Below are 21,721 nucleotides of genomic sequence, written 5' to 3'. Positions count from 1 at the left end.
GGGCGCCAACGGTGAAGGCAGCGCTCATCCGGATCGCCGGTCTCGCGGCATCCGTCGTGATCGTGCTCTGGGGTGCGGCGACACTCGTCTTCCTGGCGTTCCGCGTCATCCCGGGCGATCCGGTCTCGGTGATGCTCGGGCCGCAGGCTCAGGTGAGCGACGCGGTCAAGGACGGCATCCGTGCGGAGCTCGGCCTCGATCGACCCCCGCTCGAGCAGTATCTGACCTTCATCGGTCAGCTCGCCCGGGGAGACCTGGGCGAGTCGTATCAGCTGCGGATGCCGGTGACCGAGGTCATCGGCCGTCAGCTCGGATCGACGCTGCAGCTCTCGGCGCTGGCTCTCGTGATCGCCGTGCTGCTCGCGCTCGCCGTCGCCCTGCTGGTGCGAGGCCAGGCAGGACGAGCCGTCGCCGCGGGCATCGAGCTCGTCATCCTGTCGTCGCCCGTGTTCTGGATCGGACTGATCCTGCTCAGCGTCTTCGCATTCGGACTGGGGTGGTTCCCTGTCTCGGGTGCCCGCAATCCGGCGACGATCGTGCTGCCGGCCATCACGCTCGCGCTTCCCGTGGCGGCGCTGCTCAGCCAGGTGCTGCGGGATGGACTCGTGCAGGCCGAGCGGATGCCGTTCGCCGAGACCGTGCGGGCGCGGGGTGCGAGCCCGTCCTGGTTCACGCTGCGTCACGGACTGAGACACGGTGCCGCGAATGCCGTGACCCTGGCGGCCTACCTGACCGGATCGGTGCTCGGAGGAGCGGTGCTCGTAGAGACCGTGTTCGCCAGGGCGGGCCTCGGCCGGGTCACCCTCGCGGCCATCACGAACCGCGATCTGCCGGTGATCACCGGGATCATCCTGCTCAGTGCCCTCGTCTTCGTGATCGTGAACCTCGTGATCGAGCTGCTGCATCCGCTCATCGATCCTCGGCTGCGCACCGGGCGGGGAGGAAGGCGATGAAGCGCGCGCAGACCGTGCTGCTCTGGTGCGCCGTGGCCGTGCTGCTGGTGCTCGCATTCGCTGCGGCCTTCCCCGCTGTCCTCGCCACGCACGACCCTCTTCAGACCGACGTGCGCGCATCGCTTCTGCCGCCCAGCGCCGAGCATCTGTTCGGCACCGATCAGAGCGGGCGTGACGTCTACTCGCGCGTGCTCTACGGGGCCGGGCGCTCGATCGGCATCGGCCTGCTCGCCACGGGCATCGCGCTCGCCGTGGGGCTGCTCATCGGTGCGCTCGCGGGCCTCGCCCCGCGGGGAGTCGACGCGGCACTCATGCGGGTGAACGATGTGCTCATGGCCTTCCCCGAGTTCCTGGTCGCGCTCGTGGTCGTGGCGGTGCTCGGGCCCGGACCGGTCAACATCGCGATCGCCGTGACGCTCGCCGCCGTCCCCGTCTACATCCGGCTGGCGAGGGTGCAGACCCGCACCCTCCGCAGCGCCGAGCACGTCGAGGCCGCCCGGATCCTCGGCGTCCCCCCTGTGCCCGCGTTCGTCCGGCATGTCGTGCCGGGTGTGCTCGGGTCGCTGAGCGTGCTCGCGACGATCGGCATCGGCTCGAGCATCCTCGCGGCCGCCGGACTCAGCTTCCTCGGTCTCGGCCCGTCGGAGCCCACTCCCGAGTGGGGCCTCATGCTCGCCGGAGGACGCAACGTGCTCGGACAGGCCTGGTGGATCGCCGTGTTCCCCGGCATCGCGATCACCGTCACCGTGATCGCGGCGACGATCGTCGGCCGCGTGCTGCGTGCCAGAGCAGAGGGGCGGACGTCGTGACGGAAGCGCTCGAGCTGCAGGGGTTGCGCATCGACTTCGGTGGGACGCCCGTCGTCGACGGGGTGTCGCTGTCGGTGGCGCGAGGGGAGTGCGTCGCCATCGTCGGTGAGTCGGGCGCGGGCAAGTCGCTCACCGCGCGGGCACTTCTCGGACTGACGCCCGCAGACGCACGGGTGCGGTTCGAACGGTTCATCATCGACGGGACGGATGTCGCGCGGTTCGGCGAGCGGCGTTGGCGGTCTCTGCGCGGCGCGGGCATCGCGCTCGTCTCGCAGGATGCCCTCGTCTCGCTCGATCCGCTGCAACGGGTGGGATCGGAGATCGCCGAACCCCTGCGTCTCCACGGCCTCAGGTCCGGACGAGCGGCGCTGCGCGAAAGAGTGCAGGAGCTGCTGCACCGCGTCTGGATGCCGGACGCCGCCCGCCGAGCGCGGCAGTACCCGCACGAGCTCTCCGGCGGACTCAGGCAGCGGGCACTGATCGCCTCGGCCATCGCGGCCGAACCCGCGATCCTCGTCGCGGACGAGCCGACCACGGCTCTCGATGCGACGGTGCAGGCGAGGATCCTCGGACTCCTCCGCGACATCGCCGACGCCGGCACCGCGATCGTGTTCATCAGCCACGACTTCGCGGCCGTCCGTCGCATCGCCGATCGCGTGCTGGTCATGCGCAACGGCGTGGTCGTCGAGTCCGGGCCCGTCGGCGAGGTTCTCGAGAAGCCGCAGCACGCGTACACCCGACAGCTGATCGCCGCGACGATGCACGAGCCGCGTGTGACCTCTACCGACGACGTGACACCCGTGCTCGTCGCCACAGGCGTCACAGGGACATACGAGGAGATCGCCGCCGTGAACGACGCGTCGTTCGCCGTGCATCAGGGACGCACACTCGGCATCGTCGGGGAATCGGGGTCGGGCAAGACGACGCTCGCCCGGATGATCGTCGGTGTCGAGCAGCCGGACGACGGCGGCCTGCGCTGGATCGGCGAGCACCGCGTGCAGCTCGTGCACCAGAATCCGCTCGGCGCATTCGATCCTCGATGGAGCATCGGGCGGTCGCTGAGGGAGGCGCTCGCCGCGGGCGGCGTGCCTCGGGCGCTGCGGGCCGCGCGGGTGTCCGAGCTTCTCGCCGAGGTCGACCTCGACCCCGTTTTGGCGACCCGGCGGCCGTCCGCGCTGTCGGGTGGGCAACGACAGCGTGCCGCCATCGCTCGGGCACTGGCTGCCGAGCCCGAGGTGCTCGTGCTGGACGAGCCGGTGTCGGCTCTGGATCCGTCGGTGCGTGAGCGCGTGATCCAGCTGCTACTGAGGCTGCAGCGCGAGCGTCGGCTGACCATGATCTTCGTGTCGCACGATCTCGATGTCGTCGGGGCGGTCGCCGACGACGTGCTGGTGATGCAGGACGGCGTCATCGTCGAACAGGGTGCAGTCACGGACGTGTTCGAATCGCCGCAGCATCCGTTCACTCAGGAGCTGCTCGACGCGAACCGGCCCGTCAGTCCCTGACCTGGATGCCGATCCCCGCCGCGAGTACCGGTGCGAGCTGCTGCACCTGGAAGCTGCTCAGGGTCGTGCCGCGGAGGCTGTTCGCATCGAGGAACGCCGAGGCGTCGAGCCCGCGCAGGTCGACGTGCGCGGCGCGCATGCCGCGGGAGTCCACCTCGTCGCAGCGCGTGTCGGTGAAGCGCACGCGGGTGAGCTCGGCCTGGGGCATGTCGATCGTCCGGATGCTGCACGCGGTGATCTCGACGTCCGTGGCCTTCGACGCCCCCAGGTTCAGATAGTCGATCCGCACGTCGCGGAGCTCCAGCTCGTCGATTCGGGCGCTGCTCAGATCGAGCGTGCCGATGCGTCCGCCGCTGATGCGCACGCGACGGATGCCGGCATCCCGCATCTTGAGCGAGGCGATGCGGACACCCGTCATGTCGACGTCGATGAGGGTGGCTCCGGTCAGATCGACGCTGTCGGCGTCGGCCGTGATCGTGCACTGCTCGAGTGAGGCGTGGGCGAGATCGGCTGCGACCTCGAGATCGAGCTGTGCCGCCAGCAGGTCTGCGCTGCGCCGAGCCGTCGCGGACTCGAACTCGAGGGGAAGGTCGGGAGGCGAAACGCGGGGAGCCGCAGGGGATTCGGGGGAGCGGGCCATGCTTCGAGGGTAGGGGGTGGGTGAGACACTCCTCGGTTCGGCCGCGCCTTCCTCGGTTCGGCTGCTCCTTCCTCGGTTCGGATGCGCTTCACTCGGCCTATCGCGCTGAATCGGACCGAGGGAGGTGGATTCGGCCGAGCGAGAGCGGGAGCACGAGAGTGGCGAGCGAGCGACGTCTGCGGACGCCTCGACCGGTCCTGCACAGAACGCCACGAGACGCCGTTGTGCGCACAAGCCTGGAACGGGGGGGCGACGCGCACGCGATACGTCCCACACTGGCTGGGTGCGGAGAACGTCAGAGGACTTGCTTGCGACGATGACGGAGCTCGGCGGCGTCGTGCGTGTCACCGTCATCCAAGAGCGCGGATTCGCTCGGAGCCTGGTCGCGTCGGCGGTCGAAGGCGGTGTGCTGATCCGGCCGCGACGAGGATGGCTCGCGGTGCCTTCCGCCGACGGGATGCTGATCAGCGCGGCGCGCCGAGGCGTCGTGCTGACCTGCCGTACTCAAGCCGCTCGGCTCGGTCTCTGGCTGCACGACGATTCGGGCAAGCCACACGTCGCCGTCGGGCCGAACGCCGCGGGGAGGCGACGTGTCGACGCGCAGGTGCACTGGGGCAGTCCGATCGTGCCGCGTCATCCGGATGTGCTCGTCGATCCGATCGAGAATGTGCTGGCGTACATCGCTGAGTGCGAGCCTTTCGAGCGGGCGCTCGCGACCTGGGAGTCAGCGCTCAACAAGTCGCTCGTCACGATGGAAGCTCTGCGCGGATACTCGTGGAAGCCGGCGGCGCGGCTGATTCTCGAACGGGCCACTCCTTTCGCCGACGCGGGGCTGGAGACCTACCTTCGTGCGCGACTGCGGTGGTTGAGAGAGCCGATCCGCGTGCAGATCTGGATCGCGGGCCACCGCGTCGACGCTCTGATCGGCGACCGATTCGTCGTACAGATCGACGGGGCCCACCACGTCGGTGCGCAGCGATCCGAAGACATCCGGCACGATGCCGAACTGCGGCTGATGGGGTATCACGTGATGCGCGTGTCGTACACGCACGTCGTGTTCGACTGGCACATCGTGCAGGACCTGATCATGCGCGCGGTCGCGCAGGGACTGCACCGCGCGGGGTGAGTGACCCGCCGTTCAGACGCTTCGCACCGTCGGACAGATGGTCGTACCTCGGCCGAATTCCCGGAGACTGGCCGACGGAGGTGCATTCGGCCGACGGGGGCGCGGGCTCCGAAGACAGAACCGACATCGGAAGCGCGCACGGACTTCGGCCGCTCTCAGGAGGCAGGAGGCGCACGCGCCGCACCGCGCGTACAATGGGAGACAAGAGCTGTGATCCGGACATCACCGGGGAGCTCTCGGAAGAACGGTCGGCTCGCGAGGGCGGACTCAGTAGAACCGAGCGGGGCAGGCCCGTCACAGCCGCAGTGAGAGTGGCTCCGCCGTGAGGCGCGGCACGCGAGGTGGTACCGCGGTCCCCGGAACGACAAGCCGGACGGATCGTCCTCGCAGCAGCATCCGCCACGACTCCTGCGAGACGACATGACCTACCCGCGTTCCTCCTTCGGCCCCGCCGCCGACCAGGCTGCCTCCGTCGCCCCGAGCCCTCGGTTCCCTCAGATCGAGCGCGAGGTGCTCGACTTCTGGGAGACCGATCAGACCTTCCGCGCCTCGATCGAGCAGCGCGAGGGCGAAGACGAGTGGGTCTTCTACGACGGCCCGCCGTTCGCCAACGGCCTGCCGCACTACGGGCACCTGCTCACGGGCTACGCCAAGGACGTCTTCCCGCGATTCCAGACCATGATCGGCAAGAAGGTCGATCGTGTCTTCGGCTGGGACACCCACGGTCTGCCCGCCGAGCTCGAGGCCATGAAGCAGCTCGGCATCACCGAGAAGAGCCAGATCGAGGAGATGGGCATCGACGTCTTCAACGCGAAGGCGAAGGACTCGGTGCTCAAGTACACCCATGAGTGGCAGGACTACGTCACGCGTCAGGCTCGCTGGGTCGACTTCGAGCGCGGATACAAGACGCTCGACCTCGGTTACATGGAGAGCGTGCTCTGGGCGTTCAAGACCCTGTTCGACAAGGGACTCGCCTACGAGGGATACCGCGTGCTGCCGTACTGCTGGCGCGACGAGACCCCGCTGTCGGCGCACGAGCTGCGCATGGACGACGATGTGTACCAGAACCGTCAGGACCCGTCGGTCACCGTCACGTTCCCGCTGACCGGTGCGAAGGCTGAGGCCCTCGGTCTCACCGCCGTGCGGGCACTCGCCTGGACGACCACCCCCTGGACCCTCCCCACCAACCTCGCGCTCGCCGTCGGCCCCGACATCGAGTACGTCGTGCTGCCCGCCGGTCCAGGAGGAGCCGCCGACGTGCACCAGGTCGCGGGAACGACGGATGCCGCCGTCGAGGCCTCGCCCCACCGCTACCTTCTGGCGCGTGAGCTGCTCGGCGGCTACGTCAAGGAGCTCGGATACGAGAGCCTCGACGAGGCGCTCGCCGCGGTCGACGCGACGGTGCGCGGAGCCGAGCTCGAGGGCGTCACCTACGACCGGCTCTTCGACTACTACGCCGACGCCGAGACCTACGGCACGGAGAACGCCTGGCGCATCCTCGTCGACGATTACGTCACGGTCAGCGACGGCACCGGCATCGTCCACCAGGCTCCTGCCTACGGTGAGGACGACCAGCGGGTGGCCGGTGCTGCCGGCATCCCGACGATCCTGTCGCTCGACGATGGCGGACGATTCCTGCCGAACGTCACCGACGTCGCCGGGCAGCTGTGGATGGACGCGAACACGCCGCTCATCCGCCTGCTGCGCACCGAGGGGCGCCTCCTGCGCGAGCAGAGCTACGTGCACTCGTACCCGCACTGCTGGCGGTGCCGGAATCCCCTGATCTACAAGGCCGTGTCCAGCTGGTTCATCCGCGTCACCGACATCAAGGACGACCTGCTCGCGAACAACGAGCAGATCACCTGGGTGCCCGAGAACGTGAAGCACGGCCAGTTCGGCAAGTGGCTCGAAGGCGCGCGCGACTGGTCGATCAGCCGCAACCGCTACTGGGGCTCGCCGATCCCGATCTGGAAGAGCGACGACCCCGAGTACCCGCGCGTCGACGCCTACGGCTCGCTCGAGGAGATGGAGCGCGACTTCGGCACGCTCCCGCGCAACCCCGAGGGCGAGATCGACCTGCACCGTCCGTACATCGACGACCTCACCCGTCCGAACCCCGATGACCCGACCGGCCGGAGCACGATGCGCCGCATCGAGGACGTCTTCGACGTGTGGTTCGACTCCGGCTCGATGCCGTACGCGCAGGTGCACTATCCGTTCGAGAACCAGGAGTGGTTCGACACGCATGCGCCCGCCGACTTCATCGTCGAGTACATCGGGCAGACGCGTGGCTGGTTCTACGTCATGCACGTGCTCTCGACGGCGCTGTTCGATCGACCGGCGTTCACGGGCGTCAGCTGCCACGGCATCGTCCTGGGCAACGACGGCTACAAGATGTCGAAGTCGCTGCGCAACTATCCGGACGTCTCCGAGGTGCTCGACCGCGACGGCTCCGACGCGATGCGCTGGTTCCTCATGTCGAGCTCGGTGCTGCGCGGCGGCAACCTCGCAGTGACCGAAGAGGGCATCCGCTCGGGCGTGCGCGAGTTCCTGCTCCCGCTGTGGAACTCGTGGTACTTCTTCGCGACGTACGCCAACGCGGCGAAGCCCGGCGGATACGAGGCGACCTGGCGCACTGATTCGACCGACGTCCTCGACCGCTACATCCTCGCTCGTCTCGGCGACCTGGTGCGCGAGGTGCGTGCGGACCTCGAGGGTCTCGACTCCACGACCGCGTCCGCGCGTCTGCGCGACTTCGCCGAGGTGCTCACCAACTGGTACATCCGTCGCTCGCGCGACCGGTTCTGGGAGGGGTCGAGCACAGACGCCTTCGACACGCTCTACACGGTGCTCGAGACGCTGACCCGGGTCGGCGCGCCTCTCGTGCCGCTCATCAGCGAGCGCGTGTGGCAGGGGCTCACGGGCGGACGCAGCGTGCACCTGCAGGACTGGCCGGATGACACCGCGTTCCCCGCGGCGGACGAGATCCGCGACGCGATGGATGCCGTTCGCGAGCTGTCGAGCGTCGGCAACGCCCTGCGCAAGAAGGAGAAGCTCCGTGTGCGGCTGCCACTCGCACGCCTCACGGTGGTGTCACCTCTGGCGGCCACGCTCGGCCAGTTCGAGGACATCCTGCGCGAGGAGCTCAACGTCAAGTCGGTCGAGCTCGTCCAGCAGTCGGACACGACCGCCGGCGGATACGGGATCAGCCACCGGCTGAGCGTGAACGCCCGTGCGGCGGGTCCGCGTCTGGGCAAGAACGTGCAGACGGTGATCAAGGCCGCGAAGTCCGGCGACTGGTCGGAGGTCGACGGCGTCGTGACCGCGGGCGGCATCGTGCTCGAGCCGAGCGAGTACGACCTCGTGCTCGAGACCACCGGCCGCCCCGAGGGGGAGGCGCTCGCGATCGTGCCGAGCGGCGGATTCGTCTTGCTCGACACGACGACGACTCCTGAGCTCGAAGCCGAGGGACTGGCGAGAGACGCCATCCGCGTCGTGCAGGAGGCCCGCAAGAATGCGGACCTCGATGTGAGCGACCGCATCGTTCTGGCACTGAACGTGGGCCCGGCCGATGCCGAGGCGCTGCAGGCGCATGCGGACCTGATCGCGGGGGAGACCCTGGCCATCGCGTTCGCGGTGCAGGCGACCGACGACATGGACACCCTCGTGCAGGAGGTCGCCAGCCCCGGCGACGGCGTCTTCCGCAGTGGTGCGACCGCCCTGGGCGCCGACAAGCGTCCGATCATCGTCACGATCGACGTCACGACGAAGGAGCCCGCCGCATGAGCGCACGCGACAAGGCCGATGCCGTCTACGACAAGCTGCTGAGTCGTGCGGGGGAGCGTTGGGTGCAGCCGCGCAAGGAGCGCACAGCGCGCATCCTCGCGTATCTCGACGATCCGCAGCGCACGTATCGCGTCGTCCACATCACGGGTACGAACGGCAAGACCTCGACCGCTCGCATGATCGAGACCCTGCTGCGCGCGCACGGGCTGCGCACGGGCCTCTTCACCAGTCCGCACCTCGAGCGCTTCACCGAGCGCATCGTGATCGATGGAGAGCCGATCGAGGATGCCGCCGTCGTCGACGCCTGGAACGAGATCGAACCGTTCGTCGAGATCGTCGACGCCGAGCTCGAGGCAACGGGTGAGGAGCCGCTCACGTTCTTCGAGCTGCTCACCGTGCTCGCCTTCGTGGCGGTGGCGGATGCCCCGGTCGACGTGCTCGTCCTCGAAGTGGGAATGGGCGGCCAGTGGGACTCGACCAACACGGCCGACGGTGATGTGGCGGTGTTCGCGCCCATCGACATCGACCATGCCGATCGTCTCGGCGGCACGATCGCCGAGATCGCGACCGTGAAGGCGGGAATCATCAAGGAGGGCGCTGCCGTCGTGTCGGCCCAGCAGCCGGCGGAGGCCGCCGAGGTGCTGCGCCGTGTCGCTGCCGAGAGGAACGCCACGATCGCCTTCGAAGGGGAGGAGTTCGGACTCGCCGAGCAGAAGCTCGCCGTCGGCGGACAGCTGCTGACCATCCGCGGTCTCGCCGGAGCGTATGTCGAGGAGTACCTGCCCCAGTACGGAGCGCACCAGGGACACAACGCGGCCCTCGCGGTCGCAGCCGTGGAGTCGCTCATCGGCGGGGCGCAGCAGCCGATCGCCGCCGACATCATCTCGGAGGGCCTGCAGGGCTCGACCTCGCCGGGGCGACTTCAGCTGTTGGGCGTCGCTCCCACGGTGATCGTGGATGCTGCGCACAACCCGCACGGCGCAGCCGCGCTCGTGCAGGCGATGGATGACAGCTTCGACTTCGACGAGTGGGGTGTGGTGCTCGGCGTGCTCGCTGACAAGGATGCCGCCGGTATCGTCTCGAAGCTCGCGCCCGCGGCGGCCCATGTGTTCGCCACGGCGCCCGAGTCCGACCGTGCGAGCGACGCGGATCTCATCGCCGATCTCGTCGAGTCGACGGGACAGCGCGCGACGGTGCACCCGACGCTCGCCGAGGCAGCGGACGCCGCCCGCGAGTGGGCGGCGTCATCGGATCGCCGGGCCGTCGTGATCGCCGGCTCGGTCGTGCTCGCCGGCGAGGCGATCGCTCTCGCCGAGGAAGAGGACTGGAAGTCGGGATGGCGCGCGTGACCGCTGCATCCCGCCCGGCCCGTCCGCCGCGTCCCCCACGCACTCTGGTGCAGAAGCTGGCGCCGATCGTGCTCGGTTTCGAGTCCATCGTCGTCTTCCTCGCGGGGCTCACGGTCTTCGGTCTGAAGACGCTGCCCGCGGGCATCCCGCAATGGTGGGGGATCGTCGGCGGTGCCGTCGTCGGGCTCGCCTGCCTCGCCCTCGCCGGCATGATCACGAAGCCGTGGGCGATCACGGCGGGCTGGGTCCTGCAGGTCGTCATCGCTCTGGCGGCTATCCTGGTCCCCGCGATCCTGCTCGTCGTCGTGGTTTTCGGCGGCATGTGGGGGTATGCGACGATCATGGGGGCCCGATTGGACGCACGACGTCCCGACGGGCCCACGACTGAGACTCAGACAGAGAGTGAATGACATGGCCACCGAAGAAACCCTCGTCCTCGTCAAGCCCGATGGTGTCGCCCGCGGCCTCACCGGCACGATCCTGGCGCGCATCGAAGCGAAGGGCTACGCCCTCGTCGACATCCGCCTGGTCGAGCCCGACCGCGACCTGCTCGCCGAGCACTACGCGGAGCATGAGGGCAAGCCCTTCTACGAGCCGCTCCTGGAGTTCATGCTCTCGGGCCCGTCGGTCGCCATCCGCCTCGCCGGCAACCGTGTGATCGAGGGCTTCCGCTCGCTCGCCGGCACGACCGACCCCACCACCGCCGCGCCCGGCACGATCCGTGGCGACTTCGGCCGCGACTGGGGTCTCAAAGTGCAGCAGAACCTCGTACACGGCTCGGACAGCCCCGAGTCGGCCGCACGCGAGCTCGGCATCTGGTTCGACTGACCGATCCGCACACGACGAAGCCCGCCGCACGAGATCGTGCGGCGGGCTTCGTCATGTCCGGGCGGGGTCAGAAGATGATGCGCGCCATCTCGCCGAGGAAGTCCAGGCCCTGCAGCTGCGCCATCATGATGATGACCGCGTAGGCCAGGATGGTGGCCAGCGGAACCCAGACCATCAGCTTGTCGGCGCGTTCCCGGGTCTTCTCGTTGCGTGTGAAGGTGCCGTTGCGGGTCAGATGCAGCATCGTCGCGAAGAAGGTCGGGATGGTCACTGCCCACGTCACCATGCACCACGGGCACAGAACCCCGAGGTTCGCGGCGTAAAGGCTCTGGCCGATGAGCCAGCAGACGAGTCCGAAGGCGAAGGTGATCCCCGCGCCGAAGGCCGCCCAGAACCACCGCGGGAACCTCGCCCCGGCGAGGATCGCGACGCCGATCACCAACGGAGCCATCCAGCCGGTCAGTCCGAGCAGCGGGTTGGGGAAGCCGAAGATCTCACCCTGCCAGGACCCGAGGTTCTTGCTGCACTGGATGAAGGGGCTCACATCGCAGGCGAGCGCATCGGTCGGGTTCTCCAGAAGCACGAACTTCTCGACCGTCAGCTGGAAGGCGGCGAACCAGCCGATGACGCTCGCGATGATCAACCACACGGCATAGACGACGGGGCGGGTGCGCTGCTCGCTCATGTGTGGATTCTCTCAGCGATCGCTATGTATCGGGCGTGAGCGCGCCGGAGAAAACGACCCGGAGTCGCGAGGATGCCGCGAACCGGGGCACTTGGTGCGATAATGGCCTGTGATGCATCGCTCGACCCCGTCGTGGCGCGCATCGACGCAGACTTCGGGGCCGTATGCCCCTCGTGATCAGAGCCATGGGCCGGTCGCACACCGAATGAGTTCGCGACACCTGCGGGTGTCGCATGAGAGTTAGCGGAACACGAAGTGTCCGCGCGAGGAGCAAGCCAGAGATGGCCGATGAGAACAATGACTACGACGCCCCTACCCTCGACTTCACTGCGGATGCTGACGCGCCCGCAGAGGTAGTCGCCGACGCTCCGGAGGCTGAAGCATCCGACGCTCCGGCCGACGGCGAGGGTTCGACGAGCGAGACCGCCTCGGCCGAGGAGACTCCTGCGGAGGAGGCTCCTGCTGAGGGGGCTCCTGCTGAAGAGGCTCCTGCTGAAGAGGCTCCCGTCGAGGAGACTCCTGTCGAGGATGCCCCGGCTGAGGATGCCGCTGCTGCGGAGGCTCCGTCGCAGGACGCGCCCGACGCCGCTGCAGAGCAGCCCGACGCCGCTGCAGAGCAGCCCGACACCGCTGCAGAGCAGCCCGACGCCGCTGCAGAGCAGCTCGCTGTCGAAGCCGCACCCGAGCAGCCCGCTGCCGAGAAGCCCGCTGCCGAGACCGCACCCGAGAAGCCGGAGGAGCCCAAGCCCCTCACCGCCGTCTCGCTGGGGCTGCTCCCCGAGGTCTTCGTCTCGCAGGTCTCGACCCAGCTGCACTTCTACGCACCCGAGGTCCTGCCGCTTCCTGCGCGCACGGGTCGCGAGCGTGTGTTCGACCGCATCGCCGACCGCGAGCAGGACGAGCCGGCCGGTCGTCGCGGCCGCCGTCGTCGCGGCGGTTCGGACGACCTCGACACTCGCGATCAGCGTGAGCCGCGGGAGCAGCGCGATGAACCGCGCCAGCCCCGTCAGCGCGTCGTGGAGTACATCACCGAGCCGAAGGCCATCAAGGGCTCCACGCGCCTGGAGGCGAAGAAGCAGCGCCGCCGCGACGGACGTGACGCAGGTCGTCGTCGCCCGGTCGTGACCGAGGCGGAGTTCCTCGCGCGTCGCGAGTCGGTCGACCGCAAGATGGTCGTCCGCTCCAAGAACGGCCGCACGCAGATCGGCGTCCTCGAAGACGGCGTGCTCGTCGAGCACTACGTCGCTCGCAACCAGGACGCATCGCTGATCGGCAACGTCTACCTCGGTCGCGTGCAGAACGTGCTGCCGAGCATGGAGGCAGCGTTCGTCGACATCGGCCGCGGCCGCAACGCCGTGCTGTACTCCGGTGAGGTCGACTGGGACGGCGTCGAGACCGGCAACCAGCCGCGTCGCATCGAGCTCGCGCTGAAGGCGGGCGACCGCGTCCTCGTGCAGGTCACCAAGGATCCGGTGGGCCACAAGGGCGCGCGTCTGACCAGCCAGATCTCGCTCCCGGGCCGCTACCTCGTGTACGTGCCGGGCGGATCGATGAACGGCATCAGCCGCAAGCTTCCCGACAACGAGCGCACGCGCCTGAAGCGCATCCTCAAGGAGGTCCTGCCCGAATCCTCCGGCGTGATCGTCCGCACGGCGGCCGAAGGCGCCACCGAGGACCAGCTCACGCGTGACGTCCAGCGGCTCACCAGTCAGTGGGAGCACATCCGCAAGCAGGTCGAGAACCAGCAGGCACCCGCACTGCTGCACGCCGAGCCCGACCTCCTCGTCAAGATCGTCCGCGACGTCTTCAACGAGGACTTCACGAAGATGCTCATCCAGGGCGAGGACGCGCAGCGCACGATCCGCGCCTACCTCGAGAGCGTCGCACCCGACCTCCTCGAGCGCGTCGAGTCGTATGAGGACGAGACCGACCCGTTCGACGCTTTCCGGATCACGGAGCAGATCGAGAAGGCGCTCGACCGCAAGGTGTGGCTGCCCTCGGGTGGTTCGCTGGTCATCGACCGCACCGAGGCGATGACCGTCGTCGACGTGAACACCGGCAAGTTCGTCGGGTCGGGCGGAAACCTCGAGGAGACCGTCACCAAGAACAACCTCGAGGCGGCCGAGGAGATCGTCCGCCAGCTGAGGCTGCGTGACATCGGCGGCATCATCGTCGTCGACTTCATCGACATGGTGCTCGAGTCCAATCGCGACCTGGTTCTGCGTCGCCTGATCGAGTGCCTCAGCCGGGACCGGACGAAGCACCAGGTCGCCGAGGTCACCTCGCTCGGCCTCGTGCAGATGACCCGCAAGAAGCTGGGCCTCGGCCTGCTCGAGACGTTCAGCGAGGCGTGCGACGTATGCGCCGGCCGCGGCGTCATCGTCCACCACGACCCCGTCGTCAAGCACCGCTCCAGCAGCAACGGGAACGGCAACGGCAACGGGAACGGCAGCTCTCAGTCCAACCGTCGCCAGCGCGGCGGCAACGGTCAGTCGCAGAGCGCTGCTCCGGCCGCGGTGACGACGCACAGCATCCCCGAGGGAGCGAAGTCGGCACTCGCGCAGATCGCAGCCTCGACGCGCACTCCGAACGCCGACGAGCCGGCAGAGGCCGTCGCTCCCGTGGCTGAGCCGACGGAAGCGACCGCACCGCAGGAGCGCGCCAAGAAGCCTCGCAAGAAGCGTGGATCCGACCGCAAGTCGTCGCCGAAGTCCCCGGCGGAGGCGCTGCTCGATTCGGTGCTCGATGCTCTTCCCGAGCCGAAGGCGCCCGGTCAGGGTCGCGGTCGTCGCCGCGTCTCGACGGCTGCCCTCACAGGCACGCCCGTCTCGGTGAACTCCGAGCCGTCAGCGCCGGTCGCGAGCGGGGATTCGCAGTCCTGAGGCGATCAGCCGCCTGACCAGCTCCTTGCCGCCGACATGCTGTGCGCCGGCGGCGAGGAGCCGGGGGATGATCTCTTCCGGAACGTCGTAGTGGTCGAGATCGAACGCGCGCGCGGGCACGTCCTGCGCCCTCGCGAAGTCGTGCAGCTCCTGCAGGGTGTCATCGCTGACGAGATGAGCCCACAGGCGCCCGTGCGCAGGCCACAGGGGGTCATCGACGAGAACGGTCATCCCTTCAGCCTATGACCGGACACACCGGGCGGCACGTTTTGCCACAGTGTCCCGCATCCGGTAAAGTAGTCCCTTGGTGCGTATGCCGCGTCGTCCTGGACGGTCGGAGCGGAGAGTCTTGCGTTCGTGCCCGTCGCCCCGCGATGCATGCAAGCAACAGTCTTCCCGTGAGATCTCGGAGCCGCGAGCTCCCCAACGAAACAGGTATGAAGTGGTTTACGCAGTAGTGCGCGCCGGTGGGCGGCAGGAGAAGGTCGAGGTCGGCACGATCGTTCAGCTCGACCGTGTCAAGGCTGCACAGGGCGAGAAGATCGAGCTGGCCGCAGTGCTGCTCGTCGACGGCGCCTCGGTGACCACCGACGCTGATTCGCTGGCGAAGGTCAAGGTCACGGCAGAGGTCATCGGCAACCTCCGCGGCCCGAAGATCATCATCCAGAAGTACAAGAACAAGACCGGCTACAAGAAGCGTCAGGGCCACCGCCAGGAGCTCACGCGCGTCAAGATCACCGGCATCAAGTAAGACCGAGGAGACCAGGACATGGCACATAAAAAGGGCGCAAGCTCCACCCGTAACGGTCGTGACTCCAACGCTCAGCGACTTGGCGTCAAGCGCTTCGGTGGACAGCAGGTTCTCGCCGGCGAGATCATCGTCCGCCAGCGCGGCACGCACTTCCACCCCGGCGTGAACGTCGGCCGTGGTGGCGACGACACTCTGTTCGCTCTGGCCGCCGGTGCGGTCCAGTTCGGCGCGAAGGGCGGCCGCAAGGTCGTCAACATCGTCGCCGCTGCTGAGTGATCACAGCACGACACTAGTCATCCGATTCGGGGCGGGCTTCGGCCCGTCCCGAATCTGCGTTTCCGGCCGAGTCCACATCTCAGGCCGCATCAATTGAGGAGAGAGACATGGTCAGCTTCGTCGACACCGTGACGCTGCATCTGCGCGCGGGCAAGGGCGGCAACGGCTGTGTCTCGGTGCACCGCGAGAAGTTCAAGCCGCTCGGCGGCCCCGACGGCGGCAACGGCGGTGATGGCGGCGACGTCGTGCTCGTCGCCGACACGCAGACGGGAACGCTCCTCTCGTACCACCACTCTCCGCATCGCAGCTCCGGAAACGGCGGCCCCGGAATGGGCGACCACCGTGCGGGGTTCATGGGCGAGGATCTCGAGCTTCCCGTTCCCGTCGGCACCGTGGTAAAGAACCCGGCCGGCGAGGTGCTCATCGACATGATCGAGCCCGGTGAGCGCTACGTCGTCGCCAAGGGCGGGCATGGCGGACTCGGCAACGCCGCACTCGCCACCCCGAAGCGCAAGGCTCCCGGGTTCGCGCTGCTCGGGACCCCCGGGTACGAGGGCGATGTCATCCTCGAGCTCAAGACCGTGGCAGACGTCGCTCTGGTCGGCTACCCCTCGGCGGGCAAGTCCAGCCTGATCGGCGCGATCTCGGCCGCACGCCCCAAGATCGCCGACTACCCCTTCACCACGCTGCACCCCAATCTCGGTGTCGTGCAGGCAGGGGACTCGCGATACACGGTCGCTGACGTCCCCGGACTCATCGAAGGAGCGAGCGAGGGACGCGGTCTCGGACTGGAGTTCCTCCGTCACGTCGAGCGCTGCACCGCACTGCTGCATGTGCTCGACTGCGCAACGCTCGAGCCCGGTCGCGACCCGATCTCCGACCTCGATGTCATCCTGGGGGAGCTCGCCGCATACGAGGTTCCCGAGGGGCAGACCCCTCTGCTCGAGCGCCCGCAGCTCATCGCCCTGAACAAGATCGACGTGCCGGAGGCCCGCGACCTCGCAGACCTCGTGCGCCCCGACCTCGAGGCTCGCGGATTCCGTGTCTTCGACATCTCCACGATCTCGCACGAGGGTCTGCGCCCGCTGACCTACGCGCTCGGCGAGATCGTCGACCAGCACCGTGCCGAGCTCGCCGCGACCGAGGTCCCGCGTGAGCGCGTCATCCTTCGCCCGCGTGGCCCGAAGAAGGGCTTCGAGATCCGCGTCGAGGGCGGCAGCTACGGCAACGTCTACCGCATCCTCGGCGAGAAGCCGGTGCGCTGGGTCCAGCAGACCGATTTCCAGAACGAAGAGGCGGTGGGCTACCTCGCCGACCGTCTCGAGAAGCTGGGCGTCGAGGACGAGCTCTTCCGCCTCGGTGCCGTGCAGGGGTCGACGGTCGTCATCGGCGAGGGCGACAGCATCGTCTTCGACTGGGAGCCCACCATGACGTCTGCGGCCGAGCTGATGACCGCACCCCGTGGCACCGACCCGCGTCTCGCCCCCAACGGGCGTCGCACCACCTCCGAGCGTCGTGAGAACTACTACGAGCGCATGGATGCCAAGGCCGAGGCTCGCGCCGAGGTCGAGGCTCAGCGGCTCGCGGCCTACCGCGAGGACGGGGAGTGACCGCCCGCACGAGGGCGGATCTCGCCACAGCCTCACGGATCGTCGTCAAGGTCGGGTCCTCCTCGATCAGCGGGGAGTCCTCCTGGCGCATCCCCGTTCTGGTGGAGGCACTGGCGGCAGCGCACGCGCGCGGGGCCGAGGTGATCCTCGTCTCCTCCGGAGCGATCGCCACGGGCATCCCGTTCCTGCGTCTCGATGCTCGCCCCACGGACCTGGCCACTCAGCAGGCCGCAGCCGCCGTCGGACAGAACATCCTCGTGTACCGCTACCAGGAGTCGCTGCGTCCTTTCGACATCGTCGCGGGACAGGTGCTGCTCACGACCGGTGATCTCGAGAATCCGACCTCGCGCAGCAACGCGCGACGGGCGATGGAGCGACTTCTCGGTCTTCGCATCCTGCCGATCGTGAACGAGAACGACACGGTCGCGACGCAGGAGATCCGATTCGGCGACAACGACCGCCTCGGCGCGCTCGTGGCCCAGCTGATCGAGGCGGATGCGCTCGTGCTTCTCAGCGACATCGAGTCGCTGTACACCAAGCCGCCGTCCGACCCGACCGCTGAGCCCATCGACGTCGTCGCTCCGGACGCCGATCTCTCAGGCCTCGAGTTCGGCTCGACGGTCGTCAACAGTGTCGGCACCGGGGGAGCGGCGACGAAGGTGTCCGCCGCCCGACTGGCGGCCGCGTCCGGAATCGGTGTGCTCGTGACCAGCGCCGACCTCGTCGACAAGGCCCTCGCGGGCGCCGACATAGGGACCTGGTTCGAGCCCGCGCTCTCCTAGACTGGGCGGATGACCGACCAGACCCCGCAGGTGCGGCTCGAGCGTGCCAAAGAGGCGTCCCGCGCCACGGCCAGACTGACCAGCGACGACAAGTCCCGCGCGCTCGAAGCCATCGCGGTGGCTCTCGAGGGGAATGCAGCCGCGATCATCGAGGCCAACGGCCGAGACATCGAGCGCGGTCGATGTGACGGCATCGGCGAGTCGCTCATCGACCGACTGCGCCTCGATGAGAAGCGCGTCGCCTCCCTCGCCGCTGCGGTCCGTCAGGTGGCGGCTCTTCCCGACCCTGTCGGTCGGGTCGTCGGAGGGCACCGGATGCCGAACGGCGTCGCTCTCGAGCAGGTGCGGGTGCCGTTCGGGGTAGTCGGGGCGATCTACGAGGCGCGCCCCAATGTCACGGTCGACATCGCGGCGCTCGCGCTGCGCTCGGGGAACGCCGTGATCCTGCGCGGTGGCAGCGCCGCACGAGACTCCAACGCGGTGCTCGTCGAGATCATGCGCCAGGCACTCGAGGAGGCAGGCGTCACCGCGGAAGCGGTGCAGACCGTCGACGACTTCGGTCGCGACGGCGCCAACGCCCTCATGCACGGACGGGGTTACATCGACGTGCTGGTGCCTCGCGGCAGTGCGGGGCTGATTGAGACCGTCGTGACCGAGGCGACCGTGCCCGTGATCGAGACCGGCGCCGGCAACGTGCACATCGTCCTCGACGAGAGCGCCCCTGACGACTGGGCGCAGGACATCGTCGTGAACGCGAAGGTGCAGCGCCCCAGCGTCTGCAATGCGGTCGAGACGGTCCTCGTGCTCCGTCAGGCCGCGCCACGGCTCGTCCCGCTGGTCGCGAGTGCGCTGCAGAGCGAGGGCGTGGCCATTCACGGCGACGACATGGTGGTCGGCCTCGTCTCGAACGTGATCCCGGCGACCGAGGAGGACTGGGCGACGGAGTATCTGAGCCTCGACATCGCGATCAAGGTCGTCGACACGCTCGATGACGCTCTCGACCACATCCGTCGCTACAGCACGGGCCACACGGAGTCGATCATCACGACGGATTCGCGCAACGCGGAACGGTTCCTGGCCGAGGTCGACTCGGCGGTCGTGATGGTGAACACCTCCACGCGGTTCACCGACGGCGGGGAGTTCGGGTTCGGTGCCGAGGTCGGGATCTCGACGCAGAAGCTGCACGCGAGGGGCCCGATGGGGCTTTCCGAGCTGACCAGCACGAAATGGCTGGCGCGTGGGGCAGGGCAGACGCGCGGCTGAGGGCTAGACTAGGGGGCGCTGTGGCTCTTCGTGAGCCACGCCCGCCAGCCACGAAACGGAGTCAGGATGAACCTCGTCGCACAGATCGCGATGGTCGCTGCCGAAACCGAGCACCACGGCAATGTCCAGCTCGAGACGCTGATCTTCGGCGTCATCGCGATCATCGTCTTCGCCTTCCTCGGCCTGGTCACGCTGTCATACAAGAACGTCGCCAACCGTCACTCCGCCAAGGCTGACGCCTGGGCCGCGAGGCACGGCAAGGACGGCCACGAGGCAGGGCACGGCCACTAGGCCCATATGAACGACACGACCTCGCGTCCGGCGCGCATCGGTGTGATGGGCGGCACGTTCGACCCCATCCACCACGGGCACCTGGTCGCCGCGAGCGAGGTCGCGCACTCCTTCGATCTCGACGAGGTCGTCTTCGTGCCCACCGGACACCCGTGGCAGAAGTCGGATGTCACCCCCAGTGAGCACCGCTACCTGATGACCGTGATCGCGACGGCGTCCAACCCGCAGTTCACGGTGAGCAGAGTCGATATCGACCGTGAAGGGCCGACGTACACGATCGACACCCTCCGCGACCTGAAGGAGAAGCGGCCCGACGCCGAGCTGTTCTTCATCACGGGTGCCGATGCCGTGGCGCAAATTCTCAGTTGGAGGGACCATGATGAACTGTGGGAGTTGGCCCACTTCGTCGCGGTCTCACGTCCAGGACACGTCCTGAGCACTGACGGCCTCCCGAGCGACAACGTCAGCCAACTGGAGGTGCCGGCGCTGTCCATCTCGTCGACGGCCTGCCGGGCGCGGGTCCGTGACGACGAGCCGGTCTGGTACCTCGTCCCCGACGGAGTCGTTCAATACATCGCGAAGCATCATCTGTATCGGAGCAAGGCATGAGTACATCGGATCGGCAGGAACAGGGTCCGCTGACGCGAAAGCAGTTGCGTGAGATCCGGTTGACCGGCTCCACACCGGTCATCTCGGCGGAGGAGGCTGCTGCTGCCGCTGCGGTCGCGACTCCGCCCGCCGCAACGCCGCCCGAGGAGCAGGACGCCGCCGAGACCGAACCCGCTGCACCGTCGGCACCGGCCGTCCGCGGCGAGACCGAGCCGGGGAACACGCCGCTGACGCGTCGCCAGGTTCGCGAGCGCGAACGCTCCATGACCGGATCCGTTCCCGTCGGCGACGCCGACGAGTCCGACGCGCCGGACAGTGCGGATGATGCGGACTCGACCGACGAGGTTCCGCTCGTCGAGGTCCCCGCGGCCGAGGCGGCCGAGGCCCCCGACTCCGACGTCCACGACTCCGATGTCCACGACTCCGATGTCCACGACTCCGATGTCGTTGACGACGATGACCAGGAAGACGAGGACTCGGCTGCGGCGGATCTGCCCGCACCGGTCAGCGCCTCGACGAACCTCGACACGACGGACGACGACCGCGAGCCGGTCACCTCCGGCGCGAGCGACACGAGTGCCGCCGTCGCGGAGCTCGGAATCGATGCAGAAGCGACCGACGAGGTCGACGCAGGCGACGTTCTGGCGGATGTGGACGACGCTGACGACGACATCGCGGACGGGGAGCGCCCCGTGGTCAACTCCGCCTTCGGTCAGGATCTGCTCAGCGACGACGCGGAGACACGGAAGCCCTTCTCGCCGTCGTTCGACGAGCTGCTGACCGTCGGCGACTCGACCGGTTCCCAGCATCTCGCTCCGAACACCCTCATCTTCAACCCCTCCCCGGGAGAGGGGTCGCTCTCAGGCCCCGTCGCCTCCACGGGGGAGATCCTCGTGACCGGTTCCTACGAACTTCCCAAGGGACTCGGCTCACAGGGCCACGCGCACGGCACCACGGACGGCAAGGACGTGGACGCCGTGCTCATCGACGGCGAACTGCCCCCGGCATCCTCGCCCACGCCGATCGCCGCCAGCGCGGCCGTCAGCACCATCAAGCCCGCCGGCGAGGTCATCCGCCCGCCCGCCCCCGAAAAGGGCAACAAACTCATGCTCATCCTCGCGATCGTGGCGGGTGGTCTCGCGCTCGCGCTGGGCGTGTCCCTGATCGTCGCCTTCACCACGAATGTGTTCTGATGCAGTCACCTGAAACCGCCGAAGAGATGCTCCAGCTCGCGGCCGACGCCGCCGTCTCGAAGGGCGGTGAGGATCTCGTCGCGCTCAACGTCTCGGAGCCTCTGCCGCTCGTCGACATCTTCCTGCTCGTCACCGGAAACAGCGAGCGCAACGTCGCCGCCATCGCCGATGAGATCGAGGACAAGCTCATCGAAGCCGGTCACAAGCGGGTCCGCCGCGAAGGTCGCGCGGAGGCCCGATGGGTTCTCCTCGACTTCGGCGATCTGATCGTCCACGTCTTCCACCAGGAAGAGCGCGTCTACTACGGCCTCGAGCGTCTGTGGAAGGACTGCCCCGTCGTGCCGTTCGAGCTCGCAGACTCCGCCGCAGCAGACCGCGACTGA

At 68.3% G+C, this 21,721-nt stretch carries 21 protein-coding genes; 18 read left to right on the top strand and 3 right to left on the bottom strand.

Features of this window, described 5'->3' with window-relative positions; translation table 11 throughout:
- Positions 1 to 11: 11 nt before the first annotated feature.
- Genes SOM10_RS04750 through SOM10_RS04740 form a run of 3 tightly spaced genes read left to right on the top strand, consistent with a single transcriptional unit; the run spans position 12 to position 3,267 of the window.
- The gene (locus SOM10_RS04750; protein WP_320488700.1) at positions 12 to 953 is read left to right on the top strand and encodes an ABC transporter permease; all 942 of its coding nucleotides are present in this window, start codon (positions 12 to 14) and stop codon (positions 951 to 953) included.
- Positions 950 to 1,762: an ABC transporter permease gene (locus SOM10_RS04745; protein ID WP_053096602.1), complete on the top strand. Its 813-nt coding sequence runs from the start codon at positions 950 to 952 to the stop codon at positions 1,760 to 1,762. The genes SOM10_RS04750 and SOM10_RS04745 overlap by 4 nt, the downstream gene beginning before the upstream one ends.
- Positions 1,759 to 3,267 carry an ABC transporter ATP-binding protein gene (locus SOM10_RS04740; RefSeq protein WP_320488699.1) on the top strand — a complete coding sequence of 503 codons (1,509 nt, stop codon included), beginning with the start codon at positions 1,759 to 1,761 and terminating at the stop codon, positions 3,265 to 3,267. Before SOM10_RS04745 ends, SOM10_RS04740 begins: the two co-directional genes overlap by 4 nt.
- Here SOM10_RS04740 and SOM10_RS04735 read toward each other — a convergent pair.
- On the bottom strand, positions 3,257 to 3,907 hold the full coding sequence (locus tag SOM10_RS04735) for a pentapeptide repeat-containing protein (RefSeq protein WP_187249786.1): 651 nt from the start codon (positions 3,905 to 3,907) through the stop codon (positions 3,257 to 3,259). The genes SOM10_RS04740 and SOM10_RS04735 overlap by 11 nt on opposite strands.
- Before the next feature lie 316 nt (positions 3,908 to 4,223).
- On the opposite strand from SOM10_RS04735, the gene SOM10_RS04730 reads away from it, so the two are divergent.
- From SOM10_RS04730 to ndk, 5 genes are all read left to right on the top strand, one after another.
- A complete protein-coding gene (locus SOM10_RS04730) occupies positions 4,224 to 5,033 on the top strand; it encodes an endonuclease domain-containing protein (protein ID WP_320488697.1) in 810 nt (269 codons plus the stop codon).
- A gap of 420 nt (positions 5,034 to 5,453) precedes the next feature.
- Positions 5,454 to 8,819 (top strand): isoleucine--tRNA ligase, encoded by a 3,366-nt coding sequence (gene ileS / locus SOM10_RS04725; RefSeq protein ID WP_320488696.1) that lies wholly within the window; start codon positions 5,454 to 5,456, stop codon positions 8,817 to 8,819.
- Complete coding sequence (locus tag SOM10_RS04720; RefSeq protein WP_320488695.1) at positions 8,816 to 10,168, top strand: folylpolyglutamate synthase/dihydrofolate synthase family protein; 1,353 nt, start codon at positions 8,816 to 8,818, stop codon at positions 10,166 to 10,168. The genes ileS and SOM10_RS04720 overlap by 4 nt, the downstream gene beginning before the upstream one ends.
- Positions 10,156 to 10,578, top strand: a complete 423-nt coding sequence (locus SOM10_RS04715) for a DUF4233 domain-containing protein (RefSeq protein WP_053096593.1) — start codon at positions 10,156 to 10,158, stop codon at positions 10,576 to 10,578. Before SOM10_RS04720 ends, SOM10_RS04715 begins: the two co-directional genes overlap by 13 nt.
- Before the next feature lies 1 nt (position 10,579).
- Positions 10,580 to 10,996, top strand: a complete 417-nt coding sequence (gene ndk / locus SOM10_RS04710) for a nucleoside-diphosphate kinase (RefSeq protein WP_029261664.1) — start codon at positions 10,580 to 10,582, stop codon at positions 10,994 to 10,996.
- 67 nt (positions 10,997 to 11,063) lie between these two features.
- Here ndk and SOM10_RS04705 read toward each other — a convergent pair whose 3' ends face one another.
- Positions 11,064 to 11,681: a vitamin K epoxide reductase family protein gene (locus SOM10_RS04705; RefSeq protein ID WP_053096588.1), complete on the bottom strand. Its 618-nt coding sequence runs from the start codon at positions 11,679 to 11,681 to the stop codon at positions 11,064 to 11,066.
- 281 nt (positions 11,682 to 11,962) lie between these two features.
- Between SOM10_RS04705 and SOM10_RS04700 the strand changes: the two genes are divergently transcribed.
- Positions 11,963 to 14,563, top strand: coding sequence for an Rne/Rng family ribonuclease (locus SOM10_RS04700; protein ID WP_320488693.1), 2,601 nt, complete (start codon positions 11,963 to 11,965; stop codon positions 14,561 to 14,563).
- Here the strand turns inward: SOM10_RS04700 and SOM10_RS04695 are convergent.
- Positions 14,528 to 14,794, bottom strand: a complete 267-nt coding sequence (locus SOM10_RS04695) for a DUF4031 domain-containing protein (protein WP_320488691.1) — start codon at positions 14,792 to 14,794, stop codon at positions 14,528 to 14,530. The two genes, SOM10_RS04700 and SOM10_RS04695, sit on opposite strands and share 36 nt — an antisense overlap.
- 211 nt (positions 14,795 to 15,005) lie before the next feature.
- On the opposite strand from SOM10_RS04695, the gene rplU reads away from it, so the two are divergent.
- The 9 genes from rplU to rsfS all read left to right on the top strand — a co-directional run bounded on the left by rplU (position 15,006) and on the right by rsfS (position 21,721).
- Positions 15,006 to 15,314, top strand: a complete 309-nt coding sequence (gene rplU, locus SOM10_RS04690; protein WP_072591411.1) for a 50S ribosomal protein L21 — start codon at positions 15,006 to 15,008, stop codon at positions 15,312 to 15,314.
- An 18-nt stretch (positions 15,315 to 15,332) separates the two neighbouring features.
- Complete coding sequence (gene rpmA / locus SOM10_RS04685; RefSeq protein WP_028501603.1) at positions 15,333 to 15,590, top strand: 50S ribosomal protein L27; 258 nt, start codon at positions 15,333 to 15,335, stop codon at positions 15,588 to 15,590.
- A gap of 107 nt (positions 15,591 to 15,697) precedes the next feature.
- Positions 15,698 to 17,200 carry a GTPase ObgE gene (obgE, locus tag SOM10_RS04680; protein ID WP_053096582.1) on the top strand — a complete coding sequence of 501 codons (1,503 nt, stop codon included), beginning with the start codon at positions 15,698 to 15,700 and terminating at the stop codon, positions 17,198 to 17,200.
- The gene (gene proB / locus SOM10_RS04675) at positions 17,197 to 17,982 is read left to right on the top strand and encodes a glutamate 5-kinase (RefSeq protein WP_053096581.1); all 786 of its coding nucleotides are present in this window, start codon (positions 17,197 to 17,199) and stop codon (positions 17,980 to 17,982) included. Before obgE ends, proB begins: the two co-directional genes overlap by 4 nt.
- 9 nt (positions 17,983 to 17,991) lie before the next feature.
- Entirely contained in the window at positions 17,992 to 19,245 is a 1,254-nt protein-coding gene (locus tag SOM10_RS04670) for a glutamate-5-semialdehyde dehydrogenase (protein WP_320488676.1), read from the top strand.
- 66 nt (positions 19,246 to 19,311) lie between these two features.
- A complete protein-coding gene (locus tag SOM10_RS04665) occupies positions 19,312 to 19,536 on the top strand; it encodes a hypothetical protein (RefSeq protein ID WP_053096577.1) in 225 nt (74 codons plus the stop codon).
- 6 nt (positions 19,537 to 19,542) lie between these two features.
- Positions 19,543 to 20,145, top strand: a complete 603-nt coding sequence (gene nadD, locus SOM10_RS04660) for a nicotinate-nucleotide adenylyltransferase (protein ID WP_053096575.1) — start codon at positions 19,543 to 19,545, stop codon at positions 20,143 to 20,145.
- On the top strand, positions 20,142 to 21,338 hold the full coding sequence (locus SOM10_RS04655) for a hypothetical protein (RefSeq protein ID WP_320488674.1): 1,197 nt from the start codon (positions 20,142 to 20,144) through the stop codon (positions 21,336 to 21,338). Before nadD ends, SOM10_RS04655 begins: the two co-directional genes overlap by 4 nt.
- Positions 21,338 to 21,721: a ribosome silencing factor gene (gene rsfS, locus SOM10_RS04650; RefSeq protein WP_042537705.1), complete on the top strand. Its 384-nt coding sequence runs from the start codon at positions 21,338 to 21,340 to the stop codon at positions 21,719 to 21,721. The genes SOM10_RS04655 and rsfS overlap by 1 nt, the downstream gene beginning before the upstream one ends.

Origin of the sequence: Microbacterium sp. CFBP9023, assembly GCF_034045055.1 — a bacterium.
Lineage (GTDB): Bacteria > Actinomycetota > Actinomycetes > Actinomycetales > Microbacteriaceae > Microbacterium.
Note: the sequence above shows the minus strand (reverse complement) of the source record. Positions and strands in the feature narration are given on the sequence as shown.

Excerpts from the sequence above, each read along its gene's own strand:
- rpmA (WP_028501603.1), top strand. The coding sequence starts at position 15,333 with ATGGCACATAAAAAGGGCGCAAGCTCCACCCGTAACGGTCGTGACTCC.
- SOM10_RS04735 (WP_187249786.1), bottom strand. The coding sequence starts at position 3,907 with ATGGCCCGCTCCCCCGAATCCCCTGCGGCTCCCCGCGTTTCGCCTCCC.
- obgE (WP_053096582.1), top strand. The coding sequence starts at position 15,698 with ATGGTCAGCTTCGTCGACACCGTGACGCTGCATCTGCGCGCGGGCAAG.
- SOM10_RS04655 (WP_320488674.1), top strand. The coding sequence starts at position 20,142 with ATGAGTACATCGGATCGGCAGGAACAGGGTCCGCTGACGCGAAAGCAG.
- SOM10_RS04730 (WP_320488697.1), top strand. The coding sequence starts at position 4,224 with ATGACGGAGCTCGGCGGCGTCGTGCGTGTCACCGTCATCCAAGAGCGC.
- SOM10_RS04665 (WP_053096577.1), top strand. The coding sequence starts at position 19,312 with ATGAACCTCGTCGCACAGATCGCGATGGTCGCTGCCGAAACCGAGCAC.
- ileS (WP_320488696.1), top strand. The coding sequence starts at position 5,454 with ATGACCTACCCGCGTTCCTCCTTCGGCCCCGCCGCCGACCAGGCTGCC.
- SOM10_RS04745 (WP_053096602.1), top strand. The coding sequence starts at position 950 with ATGAAGCGCGCGCAGACCGTGCTGCTCTGGTGCGCCGTGGCCGTGCTG.
- nadD (WP_053096575.1), top strand. The coding sequence starts at position 19,543 with ATGAACGACACGACCTCGCGTCCGGCGCGCATCGGTGTGATGGGCGGC.
- SOM10_RS04700 (WP_320488693.1), top strand. The coding sequence starts at position 11,963 with ATGGCCGATGAGAACAATGACTACGACGCCCCTACCCTCGACTTCACT.
- SOM10_RS04715 (WP_053096593.1), top strand. The coding sequence starts at position 10,156 with ATGGCGCGCGTGACCGCTGCATCCCGCCCGGCCCGTCCGCCGCGTCCC.
- SOM10_RS04705 (WP_053096588.1), bottom strand. The coding sequence starts at position 11,681 with ATGAGCGAGCAGCGCACCCGCCCCGTCGTCTATGCCGTGTGGTTGATC.
- SOM10_RS04720 (WP_320488695.1), top strand. The coding sequence starts at position 8,816 with ATGAGCGCACGCGACAAGGCCGATGCCGTCTACGACAAGCTGCTGAGT.
- ndk (WP_029261664.1), top strand. The coding sequence starts at position 10,580 with ATGGCCACCGAAGAAACCCTCGTCCTCGTCAAGCCCGATGGTGTCGCC.
- SOM10_RS04670 (WP_320488676.1), top strand. The coding sequence starts at position 17,992 with ATGACCGACCAGACCCCGCAGGTGCGGCTCGAGCGTGCCAAAGAGGCG.
- SOM10_RS04695 (WP_320488691.1), bottom strand. The coding sequence starts at position 14,794 with ATGACCGTTCTCGTCGATGACCCCCTGTGGCCTGCGCACGGGCGCCTG.
- rsfS (WP_042537705.1), top strand. The coding sequence starts at position 21,338 with ATGCAGTCACCTGAAACCGCCGAAGAGATGCTCCAGCTCGCGGCCGAC.